This is a genomic window from Candidatus Babeliales bacterium (assembly GCA_019749895.1).
In the GTDB taxonomy this organism is placed as follows: Bacteria; Babelota; Babeliae; order Babelales; family RVW-14; genus AaIE-18.
In genome coordinates this window covers 296,809-320,166 of sequence record JAIEPG010000002.1, presented here as the reverse complement: position 1 = coordinate 320,166, position 23,358 = coordinate 296,809, and the positions used below count along the sequence as shown (strand labels likewise).

Below are 23,358 nucleotides of genomic sequence, written 5' to 3'. Positions count from 1 at the left end.
CTGCCCTGAGGAAGAACTCGTAGAGTTCTGTCTCGAAGGGTCGAAGGATAGGGTGCAGAAGGAAGCAAAAGACTAAAAAACGCGTGGCTCTCCAAACTTTACCACATGAAGCGTTTTATTTAACAACGCTCCAGCATGAGTCTGCCATAATTCTTGCAAAAGAAGTAGAGGGCCATTAAAAGTATCGGTACCTGCTTTAAAAGTGCCCCAGTGCATGGGGATAAAATGACGCGCGCCCAAATCTAAAAACGCCTGCACCGCTTCCTGGGTATTGACATGCGAACCTTTCATAATGTGGCGCGGCTCGTTGGGACCAATGGGCAAAAGCGCAATATCAATTAAAGAAAAATATTTTGCAATCAAACTAAAGTGGGGTGAGTATGCCGTGTCGCCGGCAAAATAAATCTTAAAGCCATTATGCTCAATCATCCAACTTGCCCACAGGGCTTTGTTAAAATCAAACGCATGACGCGCTGACCAGTGTGCTGCTGGCAGGCAATGGAATGAAAGATTGTACGCATTAAGTGATTCTGCCTCCCACCAATCTTTTTCCACAACGTTGGTTAAACCCCACTGCTCAAGCAAACATTTATTGCCAAGTGGTGTCAAAATAGTTGCGTTGTGATGGCGTAGCGCTTGTATGCTCCGCTTGTCTAAATGGTCGGGATGATTGTGCGAAATCACAATATAATCGATACGCGGCAACTGCTCAATGGTTAACGCAGGCGGTACCAAGCGTGGCGTGAGTGCTGAAATTTCAAAAAATACCGGATCGGTTAAAATGTTGAGATCACCAATCTGAATCAAAAAAGTTGCGTGACCAATCCAGGTAATAATTGGTTGGGCACTACGCTCTTTTGGAGCGCTTGCACATTGCCACTCAGCAAAAGCAACTGGTAAATCTTTGTTGAACGATAAAAATTTATCTTTTAAAAAATGAACAACAGTGCGGGCCATGCTCAGCACATGCTGCCAAATACTGTCACGATGATGATTGTAAAATCGTCGTTGCCAACGATGCGGTTTAATTTTCATGCTTTTGTTTTGGTTAAAATCCGTGTACACAAAATAATGATAGTAGTGAAAGATTGATCTAGATTGCTGAGTATACTACGAAATTAAACAATTTTAAAATGTATAAAAAAATTTCAAATTGAAACAATAATTTATAGTACCGGCACAACACCTTCTGCCAATGCGCGCGCCTGCAAGCCAGCCTCAATAGCATCCAAGTCAGCATACGGCCCACGACCAGTAAAAAGATCATAGACAATATTCTTTTGAGCATTGTTGGTAACTTTTTGAGCTGGATCGGCAACAACCCCACCAATCGAATCAGAACAGAAAAGGCCTTTAGTTGTCATAATCATAACCGTCCAATGAGATTGGTTAGGATTATACATAATAAACTGCGGTGAGCCATCTTGCCGGAACTTACGAATATTTCTAATAAAATGTGGAAATTTTTCTTTTAAAAAAGCTTGCCAATAATTTCCAGCTTGAAGGTACTGCGTACTAATACCTGCCCCTGAATCGCCCTTGGTCTGCGTTTGATAAACTTTTTGCATGCAAGGATATAGAAAAAATCTATCGGTCATTTTCCAAAAATAGTGCCCTGGGTCTGGAACAGGATCAAGCAATCTTTTTATTACGTCGTCATCTTTTAGCATCATCGCCAGCAGATAAAAACTTTCGCGACTTGATAAAGAACCTACTGGTCCAACCGGCCAGTAGTACTCAGCAGCAGCTGCAAGATTGTTTTTAAGAATATTATCTAAACCCTGGGCAAACCGCAAAAAGCCTCGCGCACCAAACGTCCAATTTTTTGTGGGACTATGTTGCAAGCTCTCTTTGGTTTGTGTTGCTAATTCAGCAATAATTTGGTCGTACTCAACTTTTTTAGTTTGCTCAAGCTCTTGTTTTAGCAAGCCAAATGTTATAAAACATTTAAGCAAATGTGCATCAAAAGCCTTCATCTCTCCAGGTTTACAAAAATTAACACTAATCAGTTTTTGCCTAAACGCATCAACGGCGGCTGACGCATCAGCAACCGGCGTCCCGTACTGAACAAATAAAGCTTCTGCTTCAGCTTTCCACCTGGCCGGGGCGTTACGCGTCAAAGCATCTGCCGGCACATCAGGATTATTAAAGGCCTCTTGCCACATCATAGCCCCGTTAATAGCAGCGTAGTAACCACATTGATCATAACTTTGAGGCACTGATGTTCGATTAAAAATTTTTCGCTCTCCGTCGGCAACATCGCGCAAAGCAGCAAGCAAAAAAGCTTGATTCATGACCAACAAATCTTGAGACAACTGAGCAAGCTTAGTTTTTAAAGCATTTAAAGCAGTGCCCAAGTCATCAAGCGCTGTTGGGCAAACACCACGAGACAACGCAAAAAAGAGCGCACACAACCAAAGAGTTTTAGCGAAACGAATCTTCATAACATTCCTCTCCCCGCCACATAACAAACATTTCGATAAGCTTATAAAAAATGGGCAGAAAAAAGAAAGAAAAAGGGGATATCAGCAAATAGTTGCCGAACCAAGACAAACATCGCCCTGATAAAACACCGCAAACTGACCGGGCGCTATGCCTTGGTCTTGACCGTCAATAACTACCAACGCGCGTGTTTGGTGGCTATCAAGAAACGTTACTGAGCACATGTACGAAAGCTCACCGTGGCGCAGTTTAAGATTTAAACCAGTAAGATCTGCCGGTTTACCAGAAAGCCAATTAAAATGATGCACTTCAAAACTGTTACGCTGTTTGTCGGGTTCGTAATAACATTTTGAAATGTAAACAAGATTGCGATCAGTATCTTTTGACACCACAAACCAAGGACCGCCCGAAAGGCCTATGCCCTTGCGCTGGCCAATGGTGTAGTACCAAAAGCCTTCGTGCTCGCCAATCTTTTGATTCGTTTCAAATTCTATCAAATCACCTTTTTTTGTACCAAGATGATGTTTTACAAAATCACTAAACTTTATTTTGCCCAAAAAACAAATACCCTGACTGTCTTTGCGACTTTGCGTTGGCAAATTAAACTCTGCCGCGAGCGCACGCACGTCTGCTTTTGGTAAATGGCCGATTGGAAACAAAATGCGCGCAAGTTGCGCTTGGCTGAGTTGCGACAAAAAATAGGTCTGGTCTTTAACAGGATCTTGTGCTTTTTTGAGTACAAAGCGCCCATCAACTTCTTCAACCTGAGCATAGTGCCCGGTTGCAACTTTTTCAAAGCTTGGATCCAACGTATCAAAAAAGGCACCAAATTTTATGAGTTGATTACACATCAAATCTGGACTTGGCGTGCGGCCGGCCTTAACTTCGGCAATAGTATAAGAAACTACCTTGCTCCAATAAGCTTCTTGCAGTGGCACTACTTCAAGCGGGACTTCTAGCTGTTCGCACACACCACGAGCGTAAGCAAGATCTTGCTCCCAGGGACAATCGCCCAAATAAGCAAGCTCATCTTCGAGCCAGATTTTAAGATAAAAAGCGGTAACATCATGTCCTTGTGCTTTGAGAAGCGCCAAGGCTACGGAGCTGTCTACCCCGCCAGAGACTAAAACTGCAATCTTCATACGGTATTCGCGTGTTAAAATGGACCCCCATTAAGACCTATTAAGTTTCAGAATAACACAAAAAACGTTTTTATTGAAGGCACTTTTAGGCCCTAAAAAAGCCTATTCTAGACAAAAACGCCTAAAAAACAGGGCCTGGCAAAACGCCAGACCCGTTAAAAATACTAAAAAATTAAATCTTAAACAAACAAGCTTGCAATAGCAGCATTAAGTAAGTTGGTCAGCATACCACCCAAAAGCGCCAACAAACCAAGCTTGGTCAACATAGTGCGCTTACTTGCACAGATAGCACCAATACCGCCAATTTGAATGCCAATGCAAGAAAAGTTCGAAAAACCGGCCAACGCATAAGTCATAATAGCGCGTGAACGCTCAAGCATTTCAGAGCCGGTAAACGTTGCATACGCAACAAATTCATTGATCACCACTTTTTGTCCCAACAAGCTTGCAGCCAGTGAACGGTCTTCTGGTGCAATACCCAAAAAGAACGCCACAACATAAAATGCTTTTGCAAAAATATCGTTAAGCGACATGCCAACCGTTGAAACCAAAATGGTGTTAACCAGCGCCATCAAACTAATAAACGCAATCAGCATAGCGCCAACGTTAACCGCCAGGCTTAAACCATCAGTTGTGCCCCGCGAAATTGCGTCGAGCGAATTTTTGGTTTCAATTTCAAGTTTGAGTTCACTGCCGCCCATTGTTTCTGGCGTTTCAGTTTCTGGTATCAGAATTTTTGCTATCAAAACAGCACCAGGAATGGCCATGATGGTTGAAGAGAGTAAGTGTTCGATTGGCACACCCATGCTGCCATAAACGGCCAACAGCGAGCCACTTAAGTGCGACATACCGCCAACCATGACCAGCAACATTTCTGATGAAGTCATTTTTGGCAAGTAGTGCTTGATAAGCAAGGGCGCTTCGGTTTGGCCAAGCATGCTATTGGCAGCAACTGAAAGTGTTTCAGCGCCAGAGGTTCCCAAAATTGGGCGAATCACAATTGCCAATCCTTTAACAAAAATTTGTACAATGCCCAGATGGAACAACAAACCCATCAACGCACCAAAGAAAATAATGGTTGGGATAACTTTGATGGCAAAAACCATACCCCATGGCCCTTGAATGTCTGCCAGGTTACCAAAAACAAAACGTGCACCTTCGTCGGCAAATTGATACAGCGCTTGAAAACCATGTGATATTGCCAAGAAAATATTTCTGCCAAGACTGGTGTTCAAAATGAAAAATGCAAACACAAATTGCATCGTAAGAGCACTTGCAACTAAGCGGGGACTAACTTTTGATTTATTTTTTGAGAAGAGAAAAGCAACGCCAATAATGACAAAAATACCGATGATACTGATATAATGATTATCTTTCATCAAAAATTCGACGATACCAAACATAAGCAATCCTCTCATAAAAATTAGTACTATAGTTACACAAGTTTTGGTACTATAGCCGAAAAATTTGAAAGGTTCTAGAAAAGAATAAAGCGTTTTAGTCGATGGAACTTTTCTTGCGTCGTTGCTCACGATCCCAGTCGATCAGTGGCTCGAGCAAGTCATTAAGATCACCGTCCATCACCAAATCAAGCTTTTTAAGCGTGACATCAATGCGATGGTCGGTTATACGATTTTGAGGGAAATTATAGGTACGAATTTTTTCTGAACGATCACCAGAACCAATTTGTTCTTTGCGCTGCGCACTTTGCTCAGCTTCGCGCTTCTCACGCTCAGCCTCATAAATACGCGACTGCAAAACTTTCATAGCACGCGCTCTATTTTTAATTTGAGAGCGCTCATCTTGACACGAAACAACAACGCCGGTTGGAATATGCGTAATGCGCACGGCCGAGTCAGTCGTGTTAACGTGCTGCCCACCAGCACCAGTTGAACGGTACACATCAATACGCAAGTCTTTTTGCTCAATGTTCACTTCAACGTCTTCAACTTCGGGCATTACTGCAACAGTAACCGTTGAAGTATGAACACGACCAGCGGTTTCAGTTTTTGGAACGCGCTGCACGCGATGCACACCAGACTCATGCTTAAAGTATTTGTAAACGTTTTTGCCTTTGATATGCGCAACAATTTTACTGTACCCGCCAATGTCGGTATCGTTTGCTTCAACAATCGACATGGTCCAATGTCTGGTCAGGGCATAGTTGGAATACATGCGGAACAGGTCTGCGGCAAAAAGCGCGGCTTCTTGTCCGCCAGCGCCTGACCGAATTTCAAGAAAAACCGAACGGCTATCGTGCTCGTCTGCTGGATAAAGAATGTCTTCAAGTTCCTTAGTAAGTTCTTTGACCTGTTTTTTGGATTCTTCAATTTCCTCCAAATAAAGATCTTTGAGCTCACCTTCTTCGTTTGCTGCTTGTTGCTCATTTTCAGCAATAGTTTGCTCAAGTGCTTCAATTTCTTTATGCAACTTGAGTAAGCCTGAAAGCTGTGAAGCGCGACGTTGAAGTTCTATGCGCTCTTTTGGGGCAACCGAAGAAGAAGAAAGTTTTCCAACAAGCTGATCATACTCAGCTTGTATTGCATTCCAATCTAACATATAAGCGTGACGCTCTTATCGTTTTTTGTTTGTTTTGTCGTAACGTTGTTGGAACTTTTCAATACGACCAGCGGTATCAACAAATCTTTGCTCGCCAGTGAAAAGCGGATGGCATTGTGAACAAATATCGACATCAAGATCTTTTGATGTTGTTATTGTTTGAAATGTGCTACCGCATACGCAATGAGCAGTTACTTCGTTAATTTCTGGGTGAATACCTTGTTTCATTGTAATCCTCGCTTTTATACAATAATGCCTTTTTGCTGATGCTTTTTTTTGAGTGCGTCAATTAAACGGACCGGAGCAGTTTCAATGCCTCGATTTTGCGCTAGATAATAGGACGCACAATCAGCCCATAAAACCATGTTAAACAACTGATCACTCAAAGTATCGCCCAAAATAGGCGGTTTGTAAAGATTAACCCGGCATTCCTGCATAAGTTCTTCCGTGGCTAAAACGGCTTTTTTGAGGTTTTCTGACAAGAAATTAGTGTAGAAAAATAGAACAAAAGGGGCTTTTTGTGCCTGGGTAAAGCCAACAATCAAATTATGGCACAACTCAGGAAAGGCCGAACTTACCGCATGAACCTTGGCGTTTTCATTAAATTGAGTCTGGGCACGGTAGGCAAAAGCCTCACTCTCTCCACTAACTCCCCAAATATGGAAAAATTCATTATTACCAACAGCTGCTAAAAAATCATCAAAATAAGACTTTTCAGTCAAAATGGGCAGATTTTTTTCAGCGTGGCTAATAAAGCCCTCAACCATTTTTTTACCATCTTTTAACAAATCCTGGTACTCAAAAAGGGCCATAAAAAAGCCCAAAAAGGTACCAAGTGCCGAGCGCGGCGTTTTAGACTCTGGAACCACAACGTAAGGCAGCCCATGTTTTTTTGCCAGCTCAAGCGCCCGACCACCGTGCGTAATAACCAGCGTGGGAACCTTTTTTGCAATCAGCTGCTCCAAAGCATCAAGCGTTTCCCAGGTATTGCCGGAGTAGGAAATGACTACAGCAAGTGTTTGGTAAGCAAACATTAGCGGCATAGAAAAAGAAGGGGAGGCAAATGGGTCTGATTCCTCCACAATAAGTGCCCTATCAAGGTACGTAGGCAATATCGAAGTGGCAATAACGGTTGACGCAACACCAGCTTGGTCTAAAAAAGGCTTGAGCATGCGGCCTACAATACCGGAACCACCCATGCCAACAAAAGCTACTGTGTGTACCCGCCCAGGCAGCTTATTGCCAAATTGCTTAATAAATGTTTGCGCACATGCAAGGCCATCACGCAACTTGTTTGGCCACAACCGTACTTCTTCTATCATGCAACACCTCAAATTTTTAACTTAATTAACTTCTTAACCAAAGTAAAAGTATAGCGCACACATAAAAAAAAAGAGCCCTCTTTTTACGAGAGCCCTTTTTTTATTTTTAACTTACAAATAGTTTATGCCAACCCAATTTCTTTCATTAAGCTCATGCCATCTTGTTTTACATTATCATGCTTAGTTTTTGCAACAAGTTGACGCAATTCGTCGGCAGCTTGTGTGCGCTGACCAAGCTCGTTCAAGCACTTGGCAATATGAAGTTGCGAGTATGGGAAGCTTTCATGATCTTTTTCATTGCACAGTTTAAACATAGCCAATGCTTCTTCATAATTGTGTGCGTGAAGCAATGCTTGAGCATAGTTATAACACAAACCAATGTCTCCATTGCTGCGTTTGAAGGCAAGACCAAAGTGTTCGGCCGCTTCACGATATTTGCCTAAACTGTAATACGAACCGCCCAACAAAGTAGCAACATCTTGGTAGTTTTTGTCCATTGACTCCAAGAGTTGAACAGCACGCTCATAATTACCAATACTATAAAAAGAAGCAGCACACAAATAGTGCGTCTCTTGATCTTGATAATCACCGTTGAGTGCAGCTTCAAAAGACTGAGCAGCCTCAGTCATGCGATTTTGTTGCTGATACATTTTACCCAGCGTAATATGTGCTCTGCTATAGTACGGACGCAACTCAAGGGCCTGTTTAAAGCATATCTCTGCTGCTTCAAGGTTGTTAGTGGTGTAATGCAAAATACCAAGATTGTGGAACAATTCTGGATGCCCTTCACCAATTTCAATTGCTTGGCGGTAATGGTCGAACGCCTTGTCGTTATCGCCTTGATTTTGATAAATTGAACCCAAATTAATATGCGGCTCTGCGTACCAATTATCTTTTTTTATAGCCATATTAAAAGCTTCAACGGCTTCGGTTGTTTTGCCAATAGTGTAAAGAGACGTACCAAGATTATTAAAACAGCGTGCCTTACCCGATTTTTCGCTCGCATCTTTCCAAAATGCTAATTCTGAACTCCACACTACATTTCTGGTTTGCGTTGCATAACCCATTAATACAACCAATGCACTAACCATACCAATGCTATACGTTTGCATTTTTTCTTTGGTTAACGAGCTGGTTGCCATTTTAATTAAATGTGCAAAACCAACAGCAATTAAAAGCATAGCACCAAAAGAAGAAAGATACGTTTTGTAGTCACACACCAATTCTGTTGAAGGGAAAATACTAGCGCGCGGGGCAATAGAAATAAAAAACCATGCAATACAAAAACTAATGACATTAGTTTTATCTTGCCACCACAAACGTAATGCAGCCCCAGCTAGTGAAAGTAATATCAAAAAGGGCACAAAGACATCTAGATTAAAAATGCCCTTTGAAAGACGCACATCATAATCAAACGACAAATCAAACGGCCAGAAAAAAATCTTAATATAATGCAAAATAATTTTAAATTGAGAGATAAAGTAGGGGAAAAGGGTTATTTTTTCAGCCACCGCTTCAGTAAGCACATTACCACGATTGTTGGCAAGAGGCGTTACCGTAACCGTTGAAAGATAGTTAATTCTGATGATGTTAAATTTTACCAACAAACCAAGCATTATCAAAAAGTACATGCCATGAATGTACCAACGGCTTACAAATTGCTTCCAATCACCTTCAGCCAAAAAGAACCAATCAAACAGCATAGTAAGTACCGGCAGCACAACAATGGCTTCTTTGGTACCAACACCAAAAGCGGTTAATACATACGAAAACGCATACCAACCAATTTGCGCATTTCGGCTTTTTGCTTTCACCGCCAAGGCAAAGGTAAGCAACACGGCAAAAGTAAAGAAAACTACCAAGCCTTCAAGGCGCATTTGTGTTATATAAGTCGCTGTTTGCGTTTGTACCGGATGCAGCAAAAAAAGACCGCTCACCAACGTTGCCAACAGATAAGCATTACGCTGCAAAAAGTCATTCTTTTTCAAATCTTTAAATACCATTACCAATAATGCAAAAATCATTATGCCAATAGTAATGTGCAAAAAAAGATTAAAAATACGATAAGCAAACGGATCGGTTTGCCAGTAATGATACGTAAATTGATTTAAAATACGCGACACCCACCGCGAGTTTGCAAAAAATTGCTTAGCAGGATCAAAAACACGAACATAAAAATATTCAACTATGGTTGGTAAATCATCAAAAACAAATCCGTACCACAATGATGCTTGATAAAATAAAAATGTAGCCAGCGCTAACAAAGTTGGAATAATAATGCCTGGCTGCAGAGCCCATTTTTTGATCGTTTCAAAACTATTCGTTTTGTTCATTGCATTTCTCCCTCTAACTTCTCATACGTTCTTCACTACGCAACAGATCGAGACGCTTGCGCCGCCGCTTGCTTAATATCTTCTAATTTTACCGAGCCGTTACCTTCAATCATTTTTTCTTGTAACGACAAGCGAGCAAGTTCTGTATTCACGGCATTTTTAAAATTATCGTCAGATTTAAGTGTTAATAAATCATTCAAATATCCCTTTGCATAATCATTTTGCTTGAGCATTTCAAAACACTTGGCAACTCTAAAAAATGCCTGCGGCAACGGGTCTGTAAAGGTCGTAGATTTTTTGAACAAGCCTAACGCTTTTTCATATTCAGCTTTACTAAAATGCGTTTCTGCCAAATTATAAACATAGCGCTTGTCCAGCGGATTGCTTTGTACTAAACGTAAAAAGATAGACTCAGCTTTATCAAATTGATTAACCATAAAGTAAGCATTGGCCAAATTAAACCAGACCTGCTCATTTTGCATACCGCGCGCCAAGGTTGTTTCAAGTGCTTGTACCGCTTCGTCATATTTTTGTAACTTCAAACCCATCAATCCAAGCTTAAAAAATACCTCAGCAACATCTAAATCACCCAACGTTGCCTGCTTTAAATGATACCACATCTTTTCTTCATTATTTTTTATTTCGTACATCCGCGCAAGGTTGTAGTGCGCCTTGCCATAGTAAGGACGCAAATGTAATGCGAAATTAAGCGCACGTTCAGCATCATCAAATTCTTCTTTTTGCAACAACAACGAACCAATATTGTTGTATGCTTCTGCGTAGTTTGGACAAATTTGAATTGCAGAACGTAATGATTCTATTGCTTTGTCAATCTCGCCCTTCATTGAATAAGCAACGGCAATATTGCTCAGTGGATCTTGATAATGCCGGTCCATTGAGATTGCTTTTTTATAAGCAAGTATTGCTTCGTCAAGCTTTTCTACTTCAGAATACGCAACACCAAGATTGTTGTGAACACGCGCCTTGCCAGGAGCTTTTTTTGCATTGTCTTCCCAAAAATCAACAGCAGAGCGCCAAATTTGATTACGAAATACAGTGCCCACACTATATGGAACACAAACTAATGCTAACATTACTAAACTGATGTTAAATTCTCGCGCATAACTTTTACCGGCAAATTGTTTAAAAAAGTCGGCTGATCGAACCCACGCACCAGCTTTATTGAGCACATACGCCAGCCCCACGCTCATGATAAACAGCATGCCAATTGAAGCTAGATAGGTTTTATAATCGCAAACCAATTCTGGCGACGGAAAGAAGCTAGAGCGGGGTGCTACTGATACCAAAAACCAAGTAAGGCCGTACGCAACAAACGTATGACGTTTTTTTACCATTGCCCAAAGAATGTAGGCCGCAATGGCAAGGAGTGCTAAAAATGGAAAAAAGGAATCAATTGCCAAAAAGCCCTTAGCCAACTTCCAATCATATTCAACACTAATACCAAGCGGTACCAAGAAAATAAACAAGTAGTGCAAAATAACTTTAAATTCAGAAATAAAGAACATGTACGGCGTAATATCGTCCAATGGCTCTACCGTCAACACATTACCACGATTGTTAGTCGTAGCAGTATCAAGCGAAACAACCTGCTTGGCAAAACCAACACCCAAATAGTGCATCATTAAACCAATAATAAAAACGGTAAAGAGTGCATGCACCCACAAGCGTTTTTTAAAACTTGACCACTGTTGTTGTGCAACAAAAAACCAGTCAGTAATAATTAATAAAATCGGCAGCACAATAACAATTTCTTTGGTCCCACAGGAAAAAAATCCAATCACAAAAGACAACGCTAAAAAAAGCCAACGATTTGTTGTATTTTTTGTCGTAAATGCCTGCACAAAAAATGTTATAGTTGCAACAATGAAAAGCGTTGCAAGACCCTCAATACGGGCTTGAATAACATAACTTACCGTTTGCGACTGAACCGGATGCAACAAAAATAGTGCTGATGTTGCGGTGGCTATCAGCAACGCGTTATTGTGTAAAAAACCCTTAATCTGCCGACACAAGCTTAAGACTAAAAAGAATACAAACGCACCAGTTGCAAGATGAATCATCACATTGAACAAGCGATAAGAAAATGGATCGAATCGACCAATTTGAAAATTGAGCGTGTTTAACCAGTCGCCAAACCAACGCGAATTTGTCCACCAGCGACCTAAGGGATTGTCAAACCTAATGGCAAACTTTTTGGTAATATTAGCGATATCATCAAACTGAAAGGGGTAGCTGAGCGAAGGGGCATAAATAATAAGCGTTATAAGACTCAAGATAGCGGGGGGCAAAATTTTTTCCCATAACGTCAGCTCTCGTTTGTTAACAGCGTCACCAGCGGCAGAAACATTAACCTGATCAACAATATGATCATTTTTTTTCTTACTCTTCGTCATTGCATCTTCTCCTTGTTTTACTCAAGCTCTTCATTGGGCCCTTGCTCTCTACCGAAAATTCTAATCCAAAAAAAGAAGATGTCGAATAAAAAGAAGATCTGCGTTATTTGCAAGATATTTGACCATCAAGCCAAACTTGCTTAATCTTTGAGTTTTGAAGGTATAATGCGGCACTTTGATTTTTTAGGGCATAACAAATGGTAACACCATATTTTTTGGGCTTGATAAACGAACTAGCACTCCTCTTCCCCATCTTTCTTCTTGTTTTTACCTTTCGCGGTTTTTTTAAAGCATTAATAGCTTATTGCATGGGAGACAACACGCCAAAACGTCACGGCTTTTTGAGCTTAAACCCACTGGTGCACCTTGATATTGTTGGCTTAAGTATTTTTATTATCTTCTTCTTTTTAATTGGTAGCTTGCTAACCGGCACTATCCCTCGCCAACTACTTCTTTTTATGTTGTTGGCACTGGGCGTGCGTTGGACTATTCATGTTCCAATTGACGACAGCAATTTTAAACATTATAAACTGGGCGGCATCATGACGTGCCTTGCTGGCTCAATGGGCAATTTTCTATTGGCATTTTGCGTCTTCTTATTATTCAGGTTTGTACCTTTCAGCAGCCTACCGCCTTACATAGCACTCACGTTACTTGAAATTTTTAAGGGCGTTATTGATATTGCCATTTGGTTTGGCGTGCTCGACCTGGTACCAATTCCTCCTTTTGATGCCGGCTACATTTTGCATTACTGCCTACCCTACAACAAGCGTTACATTGTTGAGTGGCTTGAAGAATATTCACTGATTATTGTTATGGTACTCTTTTTAATGCCGGTAGTCAGCGACCTGTGGTGGGGAGTTCTTGCCATGGCAAGCAGCACCATCAAGCAGCTCATGTTCCGCATGTTATTTTAGAAACGATCATCATGAGCGTCAGCTTCTTTGACATTTGGCCCCAACTGATTGCTTTGCTTGTCGTTTTTTTTATTTCATTGGCCATTCATCAACACGCGCACCAAAAAGCGGCACGCCTACTGGGCGGTAAAATTAAAAGTGACTATAGCTTCATGTGTTTCCTAGGCAAATCTGACTTACGCATACCTGCCAAACAAAGAGCATTTAACCAAGATAATTTTCAAAATTTTAAGCGGCCCGTTTTGCACACGGCGTTAACCCTGTTTGCAGGACCAGCTATCAGCATTTTAATTGCTTTGTTATACGGGCTTATACTTCTTGTTATGCCCCTGCACCTTCTCTCTAAATCTGCTGCGACATGCATAGGCATAGCTTTTGGACTTACCGCAATTACCAATGCAATCATTGGTTTTTTAAGCATATTACCCTTTCCCACCGGCTCTGACGGCAACCACCTGTACAGCTTGCTCAAAAAACACAAACCAGGTTTTGTGCGAGTTTGCAACTACCTACTTTTGACCCCAGTTGTACTCTTTTTCCTCATAGCACTCCCACCAACGCGCCCCTTAACCGGTAAATGCATCTGGCTTCTGGCATTTCTTGTTTCACTCCCAATACATTTAGTTATCATTGTTTTTCATAAGATTGGCTCTTTCATAAGTATCTTATTTTAGGAACAATCATGACGGACACCAGCTTTCTGGAAATTTTGCTGCAACTGACTATCATAATTGTCTCTTCTGTCATTGCTCTCGTCATCCACCGGCGCGCGCACAAAAAAACAGCACACCTGCTGGGGGGCACAATAAAACGTAATCATATATTCATATGCGTTCCCAGTAAATATGACCTATTGATCCCTGCCAAACAGCGAGCCTTTAACCAAAATGATTTTCAAAATTTTAAGCGACCAGCTTTGCACACCGCGCTAACACTATTGGCAGGGCCTGCTAGCAACATTCTGATTGCTTTAACAAGTGTTTTCGTTATTTTTGTTATGCCCGTGCATCTTTTTTATAAACCAGTTGCAACATGCCTGGTAGGAATTTTTGCAACTAGCGCGCTTGCTAATGCTATTATTGTTTTTTTTAGCCTGCTTCCTTTTCCCACCGGCTCTGATGGCAACCATCTTTTGGCAATATTTCGTAGACAATGCCCCCGTTTTTACCAGGCTAGCAAGCACCTTGTGCTTGCACTCTTGTTCACGTTTTTGTTATTGTCATGCTTGCCGATTCACCCCCCTCTGAGCCAAATAATCATGATTCTGGTATTATTGACCGTCGTACCGTTATACTCAAATGTGGTTCTTTTTCGTAAGCCAAATTTTTATGTTACTTTTATTCTTTTAGGAAAAATTATGATGAACCCAAGCGCAGGCTTTTTTGCACAACTTGCTATCATGCTTCCCGCTTTTTTAATTTCTCTTTCGGTACATGAATGCTCACACGCACTGGCTGCAACGCTGTTGGGCGACAACACCGCCCGCCGCCAGGGCCGCCTCACGCTCAACCCTTTGGCTCATATTGACCCTCTGGGGCTGCTTTTTTTACTGCTTTTTAAAATTGGTTGGGCAAAGCCGGTAATATTTGATCAACGCAACTTTAAATACCCCCGCTTTTATGCCGTTTTAACGGCCTTTGCAGGCCCTGCTTCAAATTTTATATTTGCACTTGTATGTTTTTATGCATTAGCATACTTTCCTGCTAGGCTGTTTTCAGTAGCCGTTGGTTTAACACTAGTACACATTGTGCAAGCAACTGCCTACGTAAATATCATGCTGGGCGTCTTTAATTTGCTGCCTATTCCGCCACTTGACGGCGGCCATCTAGTTACCGCATTACTCATGAAGCGCTACCCACACGTTGTTGCCTGGCTGTATCAATATTCTATCTTTTTCCTTTTGTTCATATTTTTATTGCCACAAACCCGCACAATGTTGATACAATTAATCATTATCGCTGAACAAATAATACGAAGCTTAGTTTTTTAACACAAACGAGAACCCCATGACTACAAAAAAAGATCCATTTGAATTTTTGAAACAAGGCACAATACAAGTTACTCCAGAAGAAGATTTCAAAAAAAAATTGGCCAAAAACAAACCCCTCAAGATTAAACTAGGCGCCGACCCAACGGCACCAGACCTTCATTTGGGCCATGCGGTCGTTTTAAACAAAATGCGTCAATTTCAGGATTTGGGCCACACCGTTATCTTTTTAATTGGTGACTTTACCGCCCGCATTGGCGACCCTTCAGGCCGCTCTAAAACGCGACCACCCATGACTGAAGAAGAAATTAAAACCAATGCTCATACCTATTTTGAACAAGTGGGTAAAATATTGGACCCTGCCAAAACAATCATTCGCTACAACTCAGAATGGCTGGGCACCCTCAACCTGGTAGACATGATTAAGCTTGCAGGTCAGGTAACCCTGGCACGCATCATTGAACGTGAAGATTTTCAACTGCGCCTTCAAGAAAATGTTGCTATTGGATTTCATGAGCTGTTTTATCCAATTTTTCAGGGATACGACTCAGTAGCACTTGAAGCCGACGTTGAGCTGGGCGGAACTGACCAAACATTTAATTTGTTAATGGGCCGTCATTTGCAAGAACAGTATGGCCAAGAGCCACAAGTTATTATGACGTTGCCATTGCTTGAAGGGCTTGATGGCGTTAAAAAAATGTCTAAAAGCTTGGGCAATTATATTGGTTTATGGGAGCCTGCTACACAGGCTTTTGGCAAACTCATGTCAATTTCTGACACGCTCATGTGGCGTTACTACCTTTTATTGTTAGACAAAACTGAGCAAGAAGTTGAGCGCATGAGAGAAGAGGTATGGCACGAAAAGCTCCATCCCATGAATGCAAAAAAACAAATGGCTCACGGTATTGTTACTCGTTACTGGGGCCAAGCAGAAGCAGATGAGGCTCAACAAAATTTTGAAAGTCTTTTTCAAAAACAAGATTATTCTCAAGCACAAGAAGTCCACATTCTTGGCAAAATAGAAAGCCCCGTGTGGATTGTTACCTTGCTCAAAGAACTAGGCGCCATTACTACTTCGTCAGAAGCCAAACGACTTATTGAATCTAAAGCGGTTCACGTTGACGGTCAAACAATCACCGAGTTTAAGGCTGAAGTTACCTGTACTCAAGGGATGATTGTTAAAGTTGGTAAACACCGCATTTATAAAATTTCGTAAATCTGTAGAAATTTTGCAAAAAATAGTTATCATTGCCAAACATCTTGAAATTTTACTTAAAAATTTTAAATGATGTTATGAGTGGTAACTATTTTTGCTTTTTAGAACCTAAAGGCGGTGCGAGATGAAAAAACATTGTTATTTTTTCCTAATCGCATGGCTTCTAGTGGGCAAGGTTATACCAATCCAGGCAAGAGGTTCCATTTTTCATAAAATACTACTAAAAGAGCAGACTCTCTTAGCAAAAAAACAATGGCAAGCTCTTGCTCAAACAATTGCCACAAAGTCCAGCACGCTATGCCTCAATACATTGCTAGAATTTGCTATCATTAACCCAAACGATGACACAGTATCTTACCCAGCACTTAGCCCCATTATTACCTTTCTTGACGAATATGACCACTCTCTCCTGCATCTGGCATGCTCTCGGGTTAATGAATCAACAAATAACGTTACTGCAGAAACAATGATGGTAAATATTTTACTTGGTGCCGGTAGCCGTCTAAACCAGCAAGACAACTATGGCCAAACGCCATTGCATTTGGCATGCTCTTTTGGCAAAACCCACCTTGTTGAGCTTCTTTTAGAACACGGCGCAGACCCAAACATTCAAAATCGTTATGGCGACACACCCCTGCACCAAGCATGCTGGCTTGGTTGGTTTAAAACAGTAGACTTGCTCGTTCTTTATAAAGCAATCATCGACGTAAAAAATACAGCTCTTCTAACGCCATACGATCTTGCGTACAAACAACTTGATCCAGAAATACCGTGTGACGATCTTTATAAAATTATAGGCCTTCTTGCATCAACTAATCCAAGTATCACTCAAAATCTAGGTACGCCATCATGAAAAAACGGTATTACTACACATTTGTTTTATGTTTTTTGGCAATTAATTCTTTGGCGTCCGGGTCAGTAAAACAGCCGATAATTTCAATTCAAGAAGAAGAAGAAGAAGAAGAAGAAGAAAAAGAACTTTTACAAACGGTGTCTATCATTTTTAAAAACATGAATTCACCTTTTTTTATCATTATTTGTTGCTTATTTGAACCAAACGCTCTGGTAAACTCAACAGAAACAGAACTAGCAGAAAGCTCAATAATTGAAGAATCAGAAATCGAAACACGAGGCTTTAACTCCACGGACATTAACGCAAAAAATGAACAAGGACAAACAGCTCTTCATATCGCGTGCGACCAACAAAACATTTCTTGGGTAAATTCACTACTCCGCGCAGGCGCCAATCCAAATATACGATGCAGGCAAGGCTGTACGCCTTTACACCACGCAACAGAACGTGGAGATTTAACAATAATCAAGGTACTACTTAAGCACAACGCCAACCCAAATATCCAAGACAATAACGGTCAAACGCCGTTACACTGGGCATACCGTTATCACTTCGACACAAACACAGACGTCATTGATATCTTGGAAAAAAATGGCGCTATTAAAACAATAAAAGATATCGATGGCACAAGCGCGCAAGATAACTTTGATTTGGAAAGCTGTTCTTCTTGTAGTGATGGATTGTGCGTAATTTTATAAATTTTAGGAAAAACTATGGTAAAAAATTATTGTTATTTATTGATATTCGCACTGAGTTTATTGACGCACAATTCATTGATTCATGCAGCAGCATCAAACGCTTCTATCATCAACGAAGAAGTTTTAAAAGAGCTGAAACTCAAATCAAAACAAAAAGAAAGCATAAAGACTCTCGTCACAAATCTCTCTTGTTTTTCAAGCGAAGCTTGCCTAAAAATGCTGGAACACTTTGATACCAAACTTCTAGCAAAAATCATTAATCTACCACTCACTCCATATCGCGAAACATTACTTCATATAGTCTGTAAGCGCGATGCATTCAGCGCTAACTTTAATCCTGAATACGAAGCTGCAATAGTCATTTTTTTACTTGATAACGGAAGCCAAATAAATGCCAAAAATTTCTATGGTAGCCACCCATTGCATTGTGCTTGCTTTAGTGGCAACGTAACAACAGTAAGCGTACTTATTAACCATCAAGCGCCACAAAAAGAACCTGACAATAACGGAAAAAGTCCCCTCAACATTGCTAGTGAGCGAAAAGCACACCATACTCAAGATACTGAATGCGATAAAATAAGATCTGCCCAGTTTGCTAAAATAATAAGCTGTTTTACGCCCGCCAAACCAGCAAGGCCCCTAACGCCACGGTAACCACACGTATAATTTGAAAGAAAAAGCTATGACTAAAAAATATGGTTGTTTTTTTGCACTTGTGTGGTGCCTGTTGAAGCTTAACACACCAATGCATGCTGCCGCACTAAGCTCGAAACTACCTCTCACATCACTAGAAGTATTGCAAGTAAGCCAATTACTTTTGGCTCTTTCTGACAACTCAAGAGAAAAACAATTTGAAGCTTTAAAAGCATGCAATAAAAAACTCCTGGAAAAAATTATTAACATGCCTCTCAATAATAAACATAACACACTGCTTCATATAATTTGTGAACGCAATAATCCATTTAAAGATTTTAAACTCGAAGAAGAAGCTGCTTTCATTTCTTTTTTATTCAGCAATGGTAGCGATATAAATGCAAAAAATGTCTCACGCTCACAACCTTTACACCTGGCATGTTTTAGCGGCAACGTAGCAATTGTTGAATTTCTTGTACACAAAGGCGCTCAAAGAGCAGAAATTGATGGAGCAGGGCAAACACCTCTTGAAATTGCAACACAGCGCTACAATCAACACAAAGATTATAAAACAGAAAGTGACATAAAAAGAGCCAATAATTTTAAACGAATAATTGATTACTTGCGGCCAATAACGCCTGTAAGAAGCGTTCATACTCCTACTCGCCAAACAAAAGTCGAAGATGAAGACGAACTGTTTCCACTCGACGACCTTGAATAAATAACGAAAATAAAATAACTAACTTTAAAAATTGAGTTGCATTAAACAGCCACATTCGATACGCTTTTCTCTGTTATTGACCCTCAAAAAGAACGGAGAATGTAGTGAAGAAGATAAAGCTATCGTTAGTGGGCGTCATACTCACACTCAACTTTTTTGCAACACTTGTTGGTATTCAAAAAACAGAATCTGAAGTATTTGGCAATTTGTTTGCAACACAAAAAATCTATGCTGATCGCAATCTTGAAACAATGGCAACATTGCTTGACGATGCATTTGTACATGCTTTTGAACATCAATGCGAGTGCCACGCGGTCACGCTCAATTCAGCCTATCCATTTATTACCGCACTCACCAACCAGGAAGGCGTACCTTTTGACCGTCCTATTAATCCAGTTTTTTATAATAATTTATGCACTATTTATACTTGCCTTGAGAGGCGAAATCCTGCACTTATTAGCTTGTTACGTAATCTAGATATGTCTACACCAGAATCATTATCACTAGAATATGGTGGACATGGCGCGGGTTTGGCCGTAGAAAAATATTCTATCCTTTTAGATATGCTTTTTGCGCAAGACGTACCACAAGAATGCTTCACATATTCGCTTGCTGCAGCAAATCGCATGTTTGAGTTATGCTTTAGTCCCGAAACTTTTGATGCCTGCTATCACCTGCATCTTGACTCAAGTAACTATTCAATTGCACGTTTTTTATATGTTGCCATATGGAAGCATTTCGCTCTTGAAAGCTGGGAAAGCTGGCATCTTGATTGCCTTAATCAACTCAAAAAAGCAGCACAAGAAAACAAAAAAATTGTTTATATTGGCGGCGGTTACGATATCTACCAACTGCTACGTTCAGGCATTTATAGTTTTTCTATTATTGACTCTTTTGCATCTCCTCACAACAAAACATATCCTACAAATGCCGCATGGTTGGTGGAAAGCGAAGAAGCAGAAAATGGAATTGGCGACACCCTAACTTTTGAATGGGACAATGAAACCATTATTCTGGAACGAAAATCATTTAATATTACCAATACCTTTTCTTTGCAACAATCTCAAACCAACACACTAGAAATACCAGCAAGTACCACTACCTGGACAGTCAAAAATACTGCACAAGAAGAACTAGGTCGCATCAAATTTGTTCGTCGACCTTTGAGTAGCTCAGATTTTGAATATAAACAAAACACCATAATTTTGATGTCATTTAGCGATTTTTTTCATGCTATAATTCCAGACTTTTTGGGCGGTTATGGCGTTGATGTTAAAAATTTAGCTCCAGAATTTTTCATAATGATTAAGCAACTACGCGCACGAGCAACAAAAGATATGATGCTTAACATACGCGTTGCAACACTACTTAATTTGAGCGATTTACAATTTATTTCTTTGGGTAACTCAGGAAATTAGTACTGAAAGGATTTCGTTAGCCATGCTTACTACCAGATTTTTTATGCCCTTGATGGCACTTAGTCTTATTTATTTAAACCCTATCGCAGCCCACACTCACCAAACAAGTTATAATGTTTTTAAAACATGGATTCGCGTTCAAAAAGTTTTTGAAGACCGCAATTTTACTGAACTAACCAATAATCTTTCAAAAGATATTTTTTTAAAAAAATTTAGAAAAAATTTTGAAAAAACATATTCACTTCTTAAAAAATTTGACGCTTTTCTTCCCGCACTTACTGGCAATCTGATGAATGATCATGGTTACCAATTTGAAGAAACCATCTCGCCAGAAATGTATGAAATTTTTTATTTTTTATACTCAGCACTTGAATCTGACCCGGCAGCATTTATTGCTTTTTTAAAAAATAATCAGTTTTCAACAGCAATAACCAACCAAACTGAAGGTTTTGACACCTATGATGTTACAATCAATAAATACAAAGCACTGGTCAACCTTTTGTGTACGCATGCAAGTCATCAGGTCCAAGAAGAACTGGGCTACGCTCTTGCCAATCGCTTCTTTGAATATTGTTTTAGCACTCAAACATTTCCAGAATACCAACAATTGCTCATGAACGCAGAATTTTATCCCCTTGCCCGTTTTTTACACGGCGTTTTATGGAACTATTTAGTTGGCAGCGGCTGGAAACACTGGCACAAAAATACACTCGACGCATTGCAAGAAAGAGCAGCGCAAGGGCACAAAATTGTTTATATTGCCGGCGGCAACGACATCTACCAACTCCTCAAGCGCGGCATTTATACCATCGACATTATCGACCCATTTTTGCCATCACAAAACGCTTATTATGCAAAAAATTGGCAATGGTTTGTTGTTGGACAAGGAAAAAGTAATGGCATTGGTGATACCATTTCGTGTGATTTTGATAGCAAAAATATTGTGCTTAAGCGCAGCAGATTTGAACAAGGTGATACATTTTTCAATAAATTGTCCAATAACACGATTATTCCTTTACAAAAAAGTATTACCATCTGGCAGGTGCTCGATGCCCAAACGCTAGAAAATCTTGGAACCATTACCATTCACCGACGCTTTACCAGGCAAGAAGATTTTGAGATAAAACCCCAACAAACGTTGCTCATGTCGTATGACGAAATGATTTATGCTGCTATGCCAGAAATGTTAGATGGTTGGGGGATTGAGCCAAGTAAGTTTTCAAATGATTTCTCTCTGTTGGTAAAACAGCTCCGCAAGCCTGTTGGCAAAGAGCATATGTGCAACATGCGCATTGCATCACTCAGTAATTTTGCTGATCTTAAGTTTATTAATCTTGCTTCAAATCCAAACTAAAAAAAGGAAACATCATGAACATGCGCCAAGCTTATCTACTCGCTCTTGCGTTGTTGTTTGCATGGACTAACGCCAAAACTATCACCATAAAAAGCGAAGCTGACGTTTTTAAAAAATGGCATGAATGGCAAGGAGTTTTTGCTCAGCACAACATTCAAGACGCAAAAAATTTATTAGACACATTTTTTTCACTATCATTCAAAAGAATATACGAAGACAAGATATACGCACTGCGCCACCTGCGCCCATTTTTAATCAGCTTGACCAACAACACTATCAACGAACATGGTCACCAATTTCGGCCATTTTTAGATGCAACATTCAAAAAAAATATAGCCGATTTGTACGACTTGCTGGAACAGGACATATTGGCTTTTATCCAATTTCTCAATGATCATAATTTTGCATCAGAAATGACCTTGGCAAAGCAAGAATCTCACGAAAACTGGAATCAAACAATCGATTCTTATACAGCCCTACTCAACGCACTATTTCCTTATACCATCAACAATATAGCCGTGGGAACAGAACTTCAATTTGAAATAGCAAATCGCTTTTTTCGTTTTTGTTTTTCTCCTGAAACGTTTCCAATCTTTCAAAACATGCTCAATGAACAAAAAAATCTCCCAGCGGCACGCCTTTTGTATGCAACAATATGGTACCACTTAGCAGGGACGGGGTGGAAAAACTGGAGTGCTCAAGCATTAAAAAATATTAAAGAACAAGCCAGCCAAGGCAAAAAAATTGTGTATATTGCGGGCGGCAGCGATGTTTTACAACTGCTTAAAAACGGCGTTTACAATATTACTATCGTAGACCCGCAACTGCCTTCACAACCAAAATATTATACCAACGAATGGGAATGGCTGATCAAAGGCGAGGGCTCTGATGGGGGCATTGGTGACTGTTTAACAATAGATTCGGGCGAACAAAAAATCACCTTGCGCCGATCGCTTTATAAACCTTTAGGATCATTTTTTAAGGCACGCTTAGCCGACGGCCAAATTATCGCTCTTGAAAAAAGCTTTACCACGTGGGATATTTTTGACGAGCAAAACAATAAACTTGGTACTTACTCACTTGAACGCCGCTTTGCAGAACAAGCCGATTTTATAGCACACAAAGCAAAGGCATTAGTTATTTCTTTTAATGAACTTTACTTTATTTCATTGCCAGATTGTTTGAACGGTTGGGGTATTGAGCCACATAAATTTTCTCAAAACCTTACCTTATTTGTTAAACAATTACACGAGCCAGTTGGCAAACAAGAAGTGTGCGCTATGCGCATGGCAAGCCTAATTAATGCTTCAGATTTTAGATTTTTAGCATTAGGAACCTGCATTAATTAA

20 protein-coding genes are annotated in these 23,358 nt (G+C 40.3%); 11 read left to right on the top strand and 9 right to left on the bottom strand.

Annotated elements, in window-relative coordinates:
* Window positions 1-72: 72 nt before the first annotated feature.
* From K2W90_02390 to K2W90_02350, 9 genes are all read right to left on the bottom strand, one after another.
* On the bottom strand, window positions 73-1,035 hold the full coding sequence (locus tag K2W90_02390; protein ID MBY0353191.1) for an MBL fold metallo-hydrolase: 963 nt from the start codon (window positions 1,033-1,035) through the stop codon (window positions 73-75).
* Between the two features lie 131 nt (window positions 1,036-1,166).
* Window positions 1,167-2,444 carry a hypothetical protein gene (locus K2W90_02385; GenBank protein ID MBY0353190.1) on the bottom strand — a complete coding sequence of 426 codons (1,278 nt, stop codon included), beginning with the start codon at window positions 2,442-2,444 and terminating at the stop codon, window positions 1,167-1,169.
* Between the two features lie 81 nt (window positions 2,445-2,525).
* Entirely contained in the window at window positions 2,526-3,584 is a 1,059-nt protein-coding gene (gene mnmA, locus K2W90_02380) for a tRNA 2-thiouridine(34) synthase MnmA (protein MBY0353189.1), read from the bottom strand.
* Window positions 3,585-3,763: 179 nt separating this feature from the next.
* A complete protein-coding gene (locus K2W90_02375; GenBank protein ID MBY0353188.1) occupies window positions 3,764-4,987 on the bottom strand; it encodes a hypothetical protein in 1,224 nt (407 codons plus the stop codon).
* Window positions 4,988-5,081: 94 nt separating this feature from the next.
* A complete protein-coding gene (gene prfA, locus K2W90_02370) occupies window positions 5,082-6,143 on the bottom strand; it encodes a peptide chain release factor 1 (GenBank protein MBY0353187.1) in 1,062 nt (353 codons plus the stop codon).
* A gap of 15 nt (window positions 6,144-6,158) precedes the next feature.
* The gene (rpmE, locus tag K2W90_02365) at window positions 6,159-6,371 is read right to left on the bottom strand and encodes a 50S ribosomal protein L31 (GenBank protein MBY0353186.1); all 213 of its coding nucleotides are present in this window, start codon (window positions 6,369-6,371) and stop codon (window positions 6,159-6,161) included.
* Window positions 6,372-6,385: 14 nt separating this feature from the next.
* Window positions 6,386-7,465 carry a hypothetical protein gene (locus tag K2W90_02360; protein ID MBY0353185.1) on the bottom strand — a complete coding sequence of 360 codons (1,080 nt, stop codon included), beginning with the start codon at window positions 7,463-7,465 and terminating at the stop codon, window positions 6,386-6,388.
* 122 nt (window positions 7,466-7,587) lie between these two features.
* On the bottom strand, window positions 7,588-9,798 hold the full coding sequence (locus K2W90_02355) for a tetratricopeptide repeat protein (GenBank protein ID MBY0353184.1): 2,211 nt from the start codon (window positions 9,796-9,798) through the stop codon (window positions 7,588-7,590).
* A 35-nt stretch (window positions 9,799-9,833) separates the two neighbouring features.
* On the bottom strand, window positions 9,834-12,212 hold the full coding sequence (locus K2W90_02350) for a tetratricopeptide repeat protein (protein MBY0353183.1): 2,379 nt from the start codon (window positions 12,210-12,212) through the stop codon (window positions 9,834-9,836).
* Window positions 12,213-12,409: 197 nt separating this feature from the next.
* Between K2W90_02350 and K2W90_02345 the strand changes: the two genes are divergently transcribed.
* The 11 genes from K2W90_02345 (at window position 12,410) to K2W90_02295 (ending at window position 23,358) form a co-directional block, all read left to right on the top strand.
* Window positions 12,410-13,129, top strand: a complete 720-nt coding sequence (locus K2W90_02345) for a site-2 protease family protein (protein MBY0353182.1) — start codon at window positions 12,410-12,412, stop codon at window positions 13,127-13,129.
* Window positions 13,063-13,803, top strand: coding sequence for a hypothetical protein (locus K2W90_02340; protein MBY0353181.1), 741 nt, complete (start codon window positions 13,063-13,065; stop codon window positions 13,801-13,803). The genes K2W90_02345 and K2W90_02340 overlap by 67 nt, the downstream gene beginning before the upstream one ends.
* Window positions 13,804-13,811: 8 nt before the next feature.
* Complete coding sequence (locus K2W90_02335) at window positions 13,812-15,119, top strand: site-2 protease family protein (protein MBY0353180.1); 1,308 nt, start codon at window positions 13,812-13,814, stop codon at window positions 15,117-15,119.
* A 16-nt stretch (window positions 15,120-15,135) separates the two neighbouring features.
* On the top strand, window positions 15,136-16,332 hold the full coding sequence (tyrS, locus tag K2W90_02330) for a tyrosine--tRNA ligase (protein MBY0353179.1): 1,197 nt from the start codon (window positions 15,136-15,138) through the stop codon (window positions 16,330-16,332).
* Between the two features lie 124 nt (window positions 16,333-16,456).
* Window positions 16,457-17,185 carry an ankyrin repeat domain-containing protein gene (locus K2W90_02325; protein ID MBY0353178.1) on the top strand — a complete coding sequence of 243 codons (729 nt, stop codon included), beginning with the start codon at window positions 16,457-16,459 and terminating at the stop codon, window positions 17,183-17,185.
* Window positions 17,182-17,883 carry an ankyrin repeat domain-containing protein gene (locus tag K2W90_02320; GenBank protein MBY0353177.1) on the top strand — a complete coding sequence of 234 codons (702 nt, stop codon included), beginning with the start codon at window positions 17,182-17,184 and terminating at the stop codon, window positions 17,881-17,883. The genes K2W90_02325 and K2W90_02320 overlap by 4 nt, the downstream gene beginning before the upstream one ends.
* Before the next feature lie 15 nt (window positions 17,884-17,898).
* Window positions 17,899-18,537, top strand: coding sequence for an ankyrin repeat domain-containing protein (locus K2W90_02315; protein ID MBY0353176.1), 639 nt, complete (start codon window positions 17,899-17,901; stop codon window positions 18,535-18,537).
* A gap of 28 nt (window positions 18,538-18,565) precedes the next feature.
* On the top strand, window positions 18,566-19,237 hold the full coding sequence (locus tag K2W90_02310) for an ankyrin repeat domain-containing protein (protein MBY0353175.1): 672 nt from the start codon (window positions 18,566-18,568) through the stop codon (window positions 19,235-19,237).
* A gap of 104 nt (window positions 19,238-19,341) precedes the next feature.
* Complete coding sequence (locus K2W90_02305) at window positions 19,342-20,655, top strand: hypothetical protein (GenBank protein MBY0353174.1); 1,314 nt, start codon at window positions 19,342-19,344, stop codon at window positions 20,653-20,655.
* A gap of 22 nt (window positions 20,656-20,677) precedes the next feature.
* Complete coding sequence (locus K2W90_02300; protein ID MBY0353173.1) at window positions 20,678-22,009, top strand: hypothetical protein; 1,332 nt, start codon at window positions 20,678-20,680, stop codon at window positions 22,007-22,009.
* 14 nt (window positions 22,010-22,023) lie between these two features.
* The gene (locus tag K2W90_02295; GenBank protein ID MBY0353172.1) at window positions 22,024-23,358 is read left to right on the top strand and encodes a hypothetical protein; all 1,335 of its coding nucleotides are present in this window, start codon (window positions 22,024-22,026) and stop codon (window positions 23,356-23,358) included.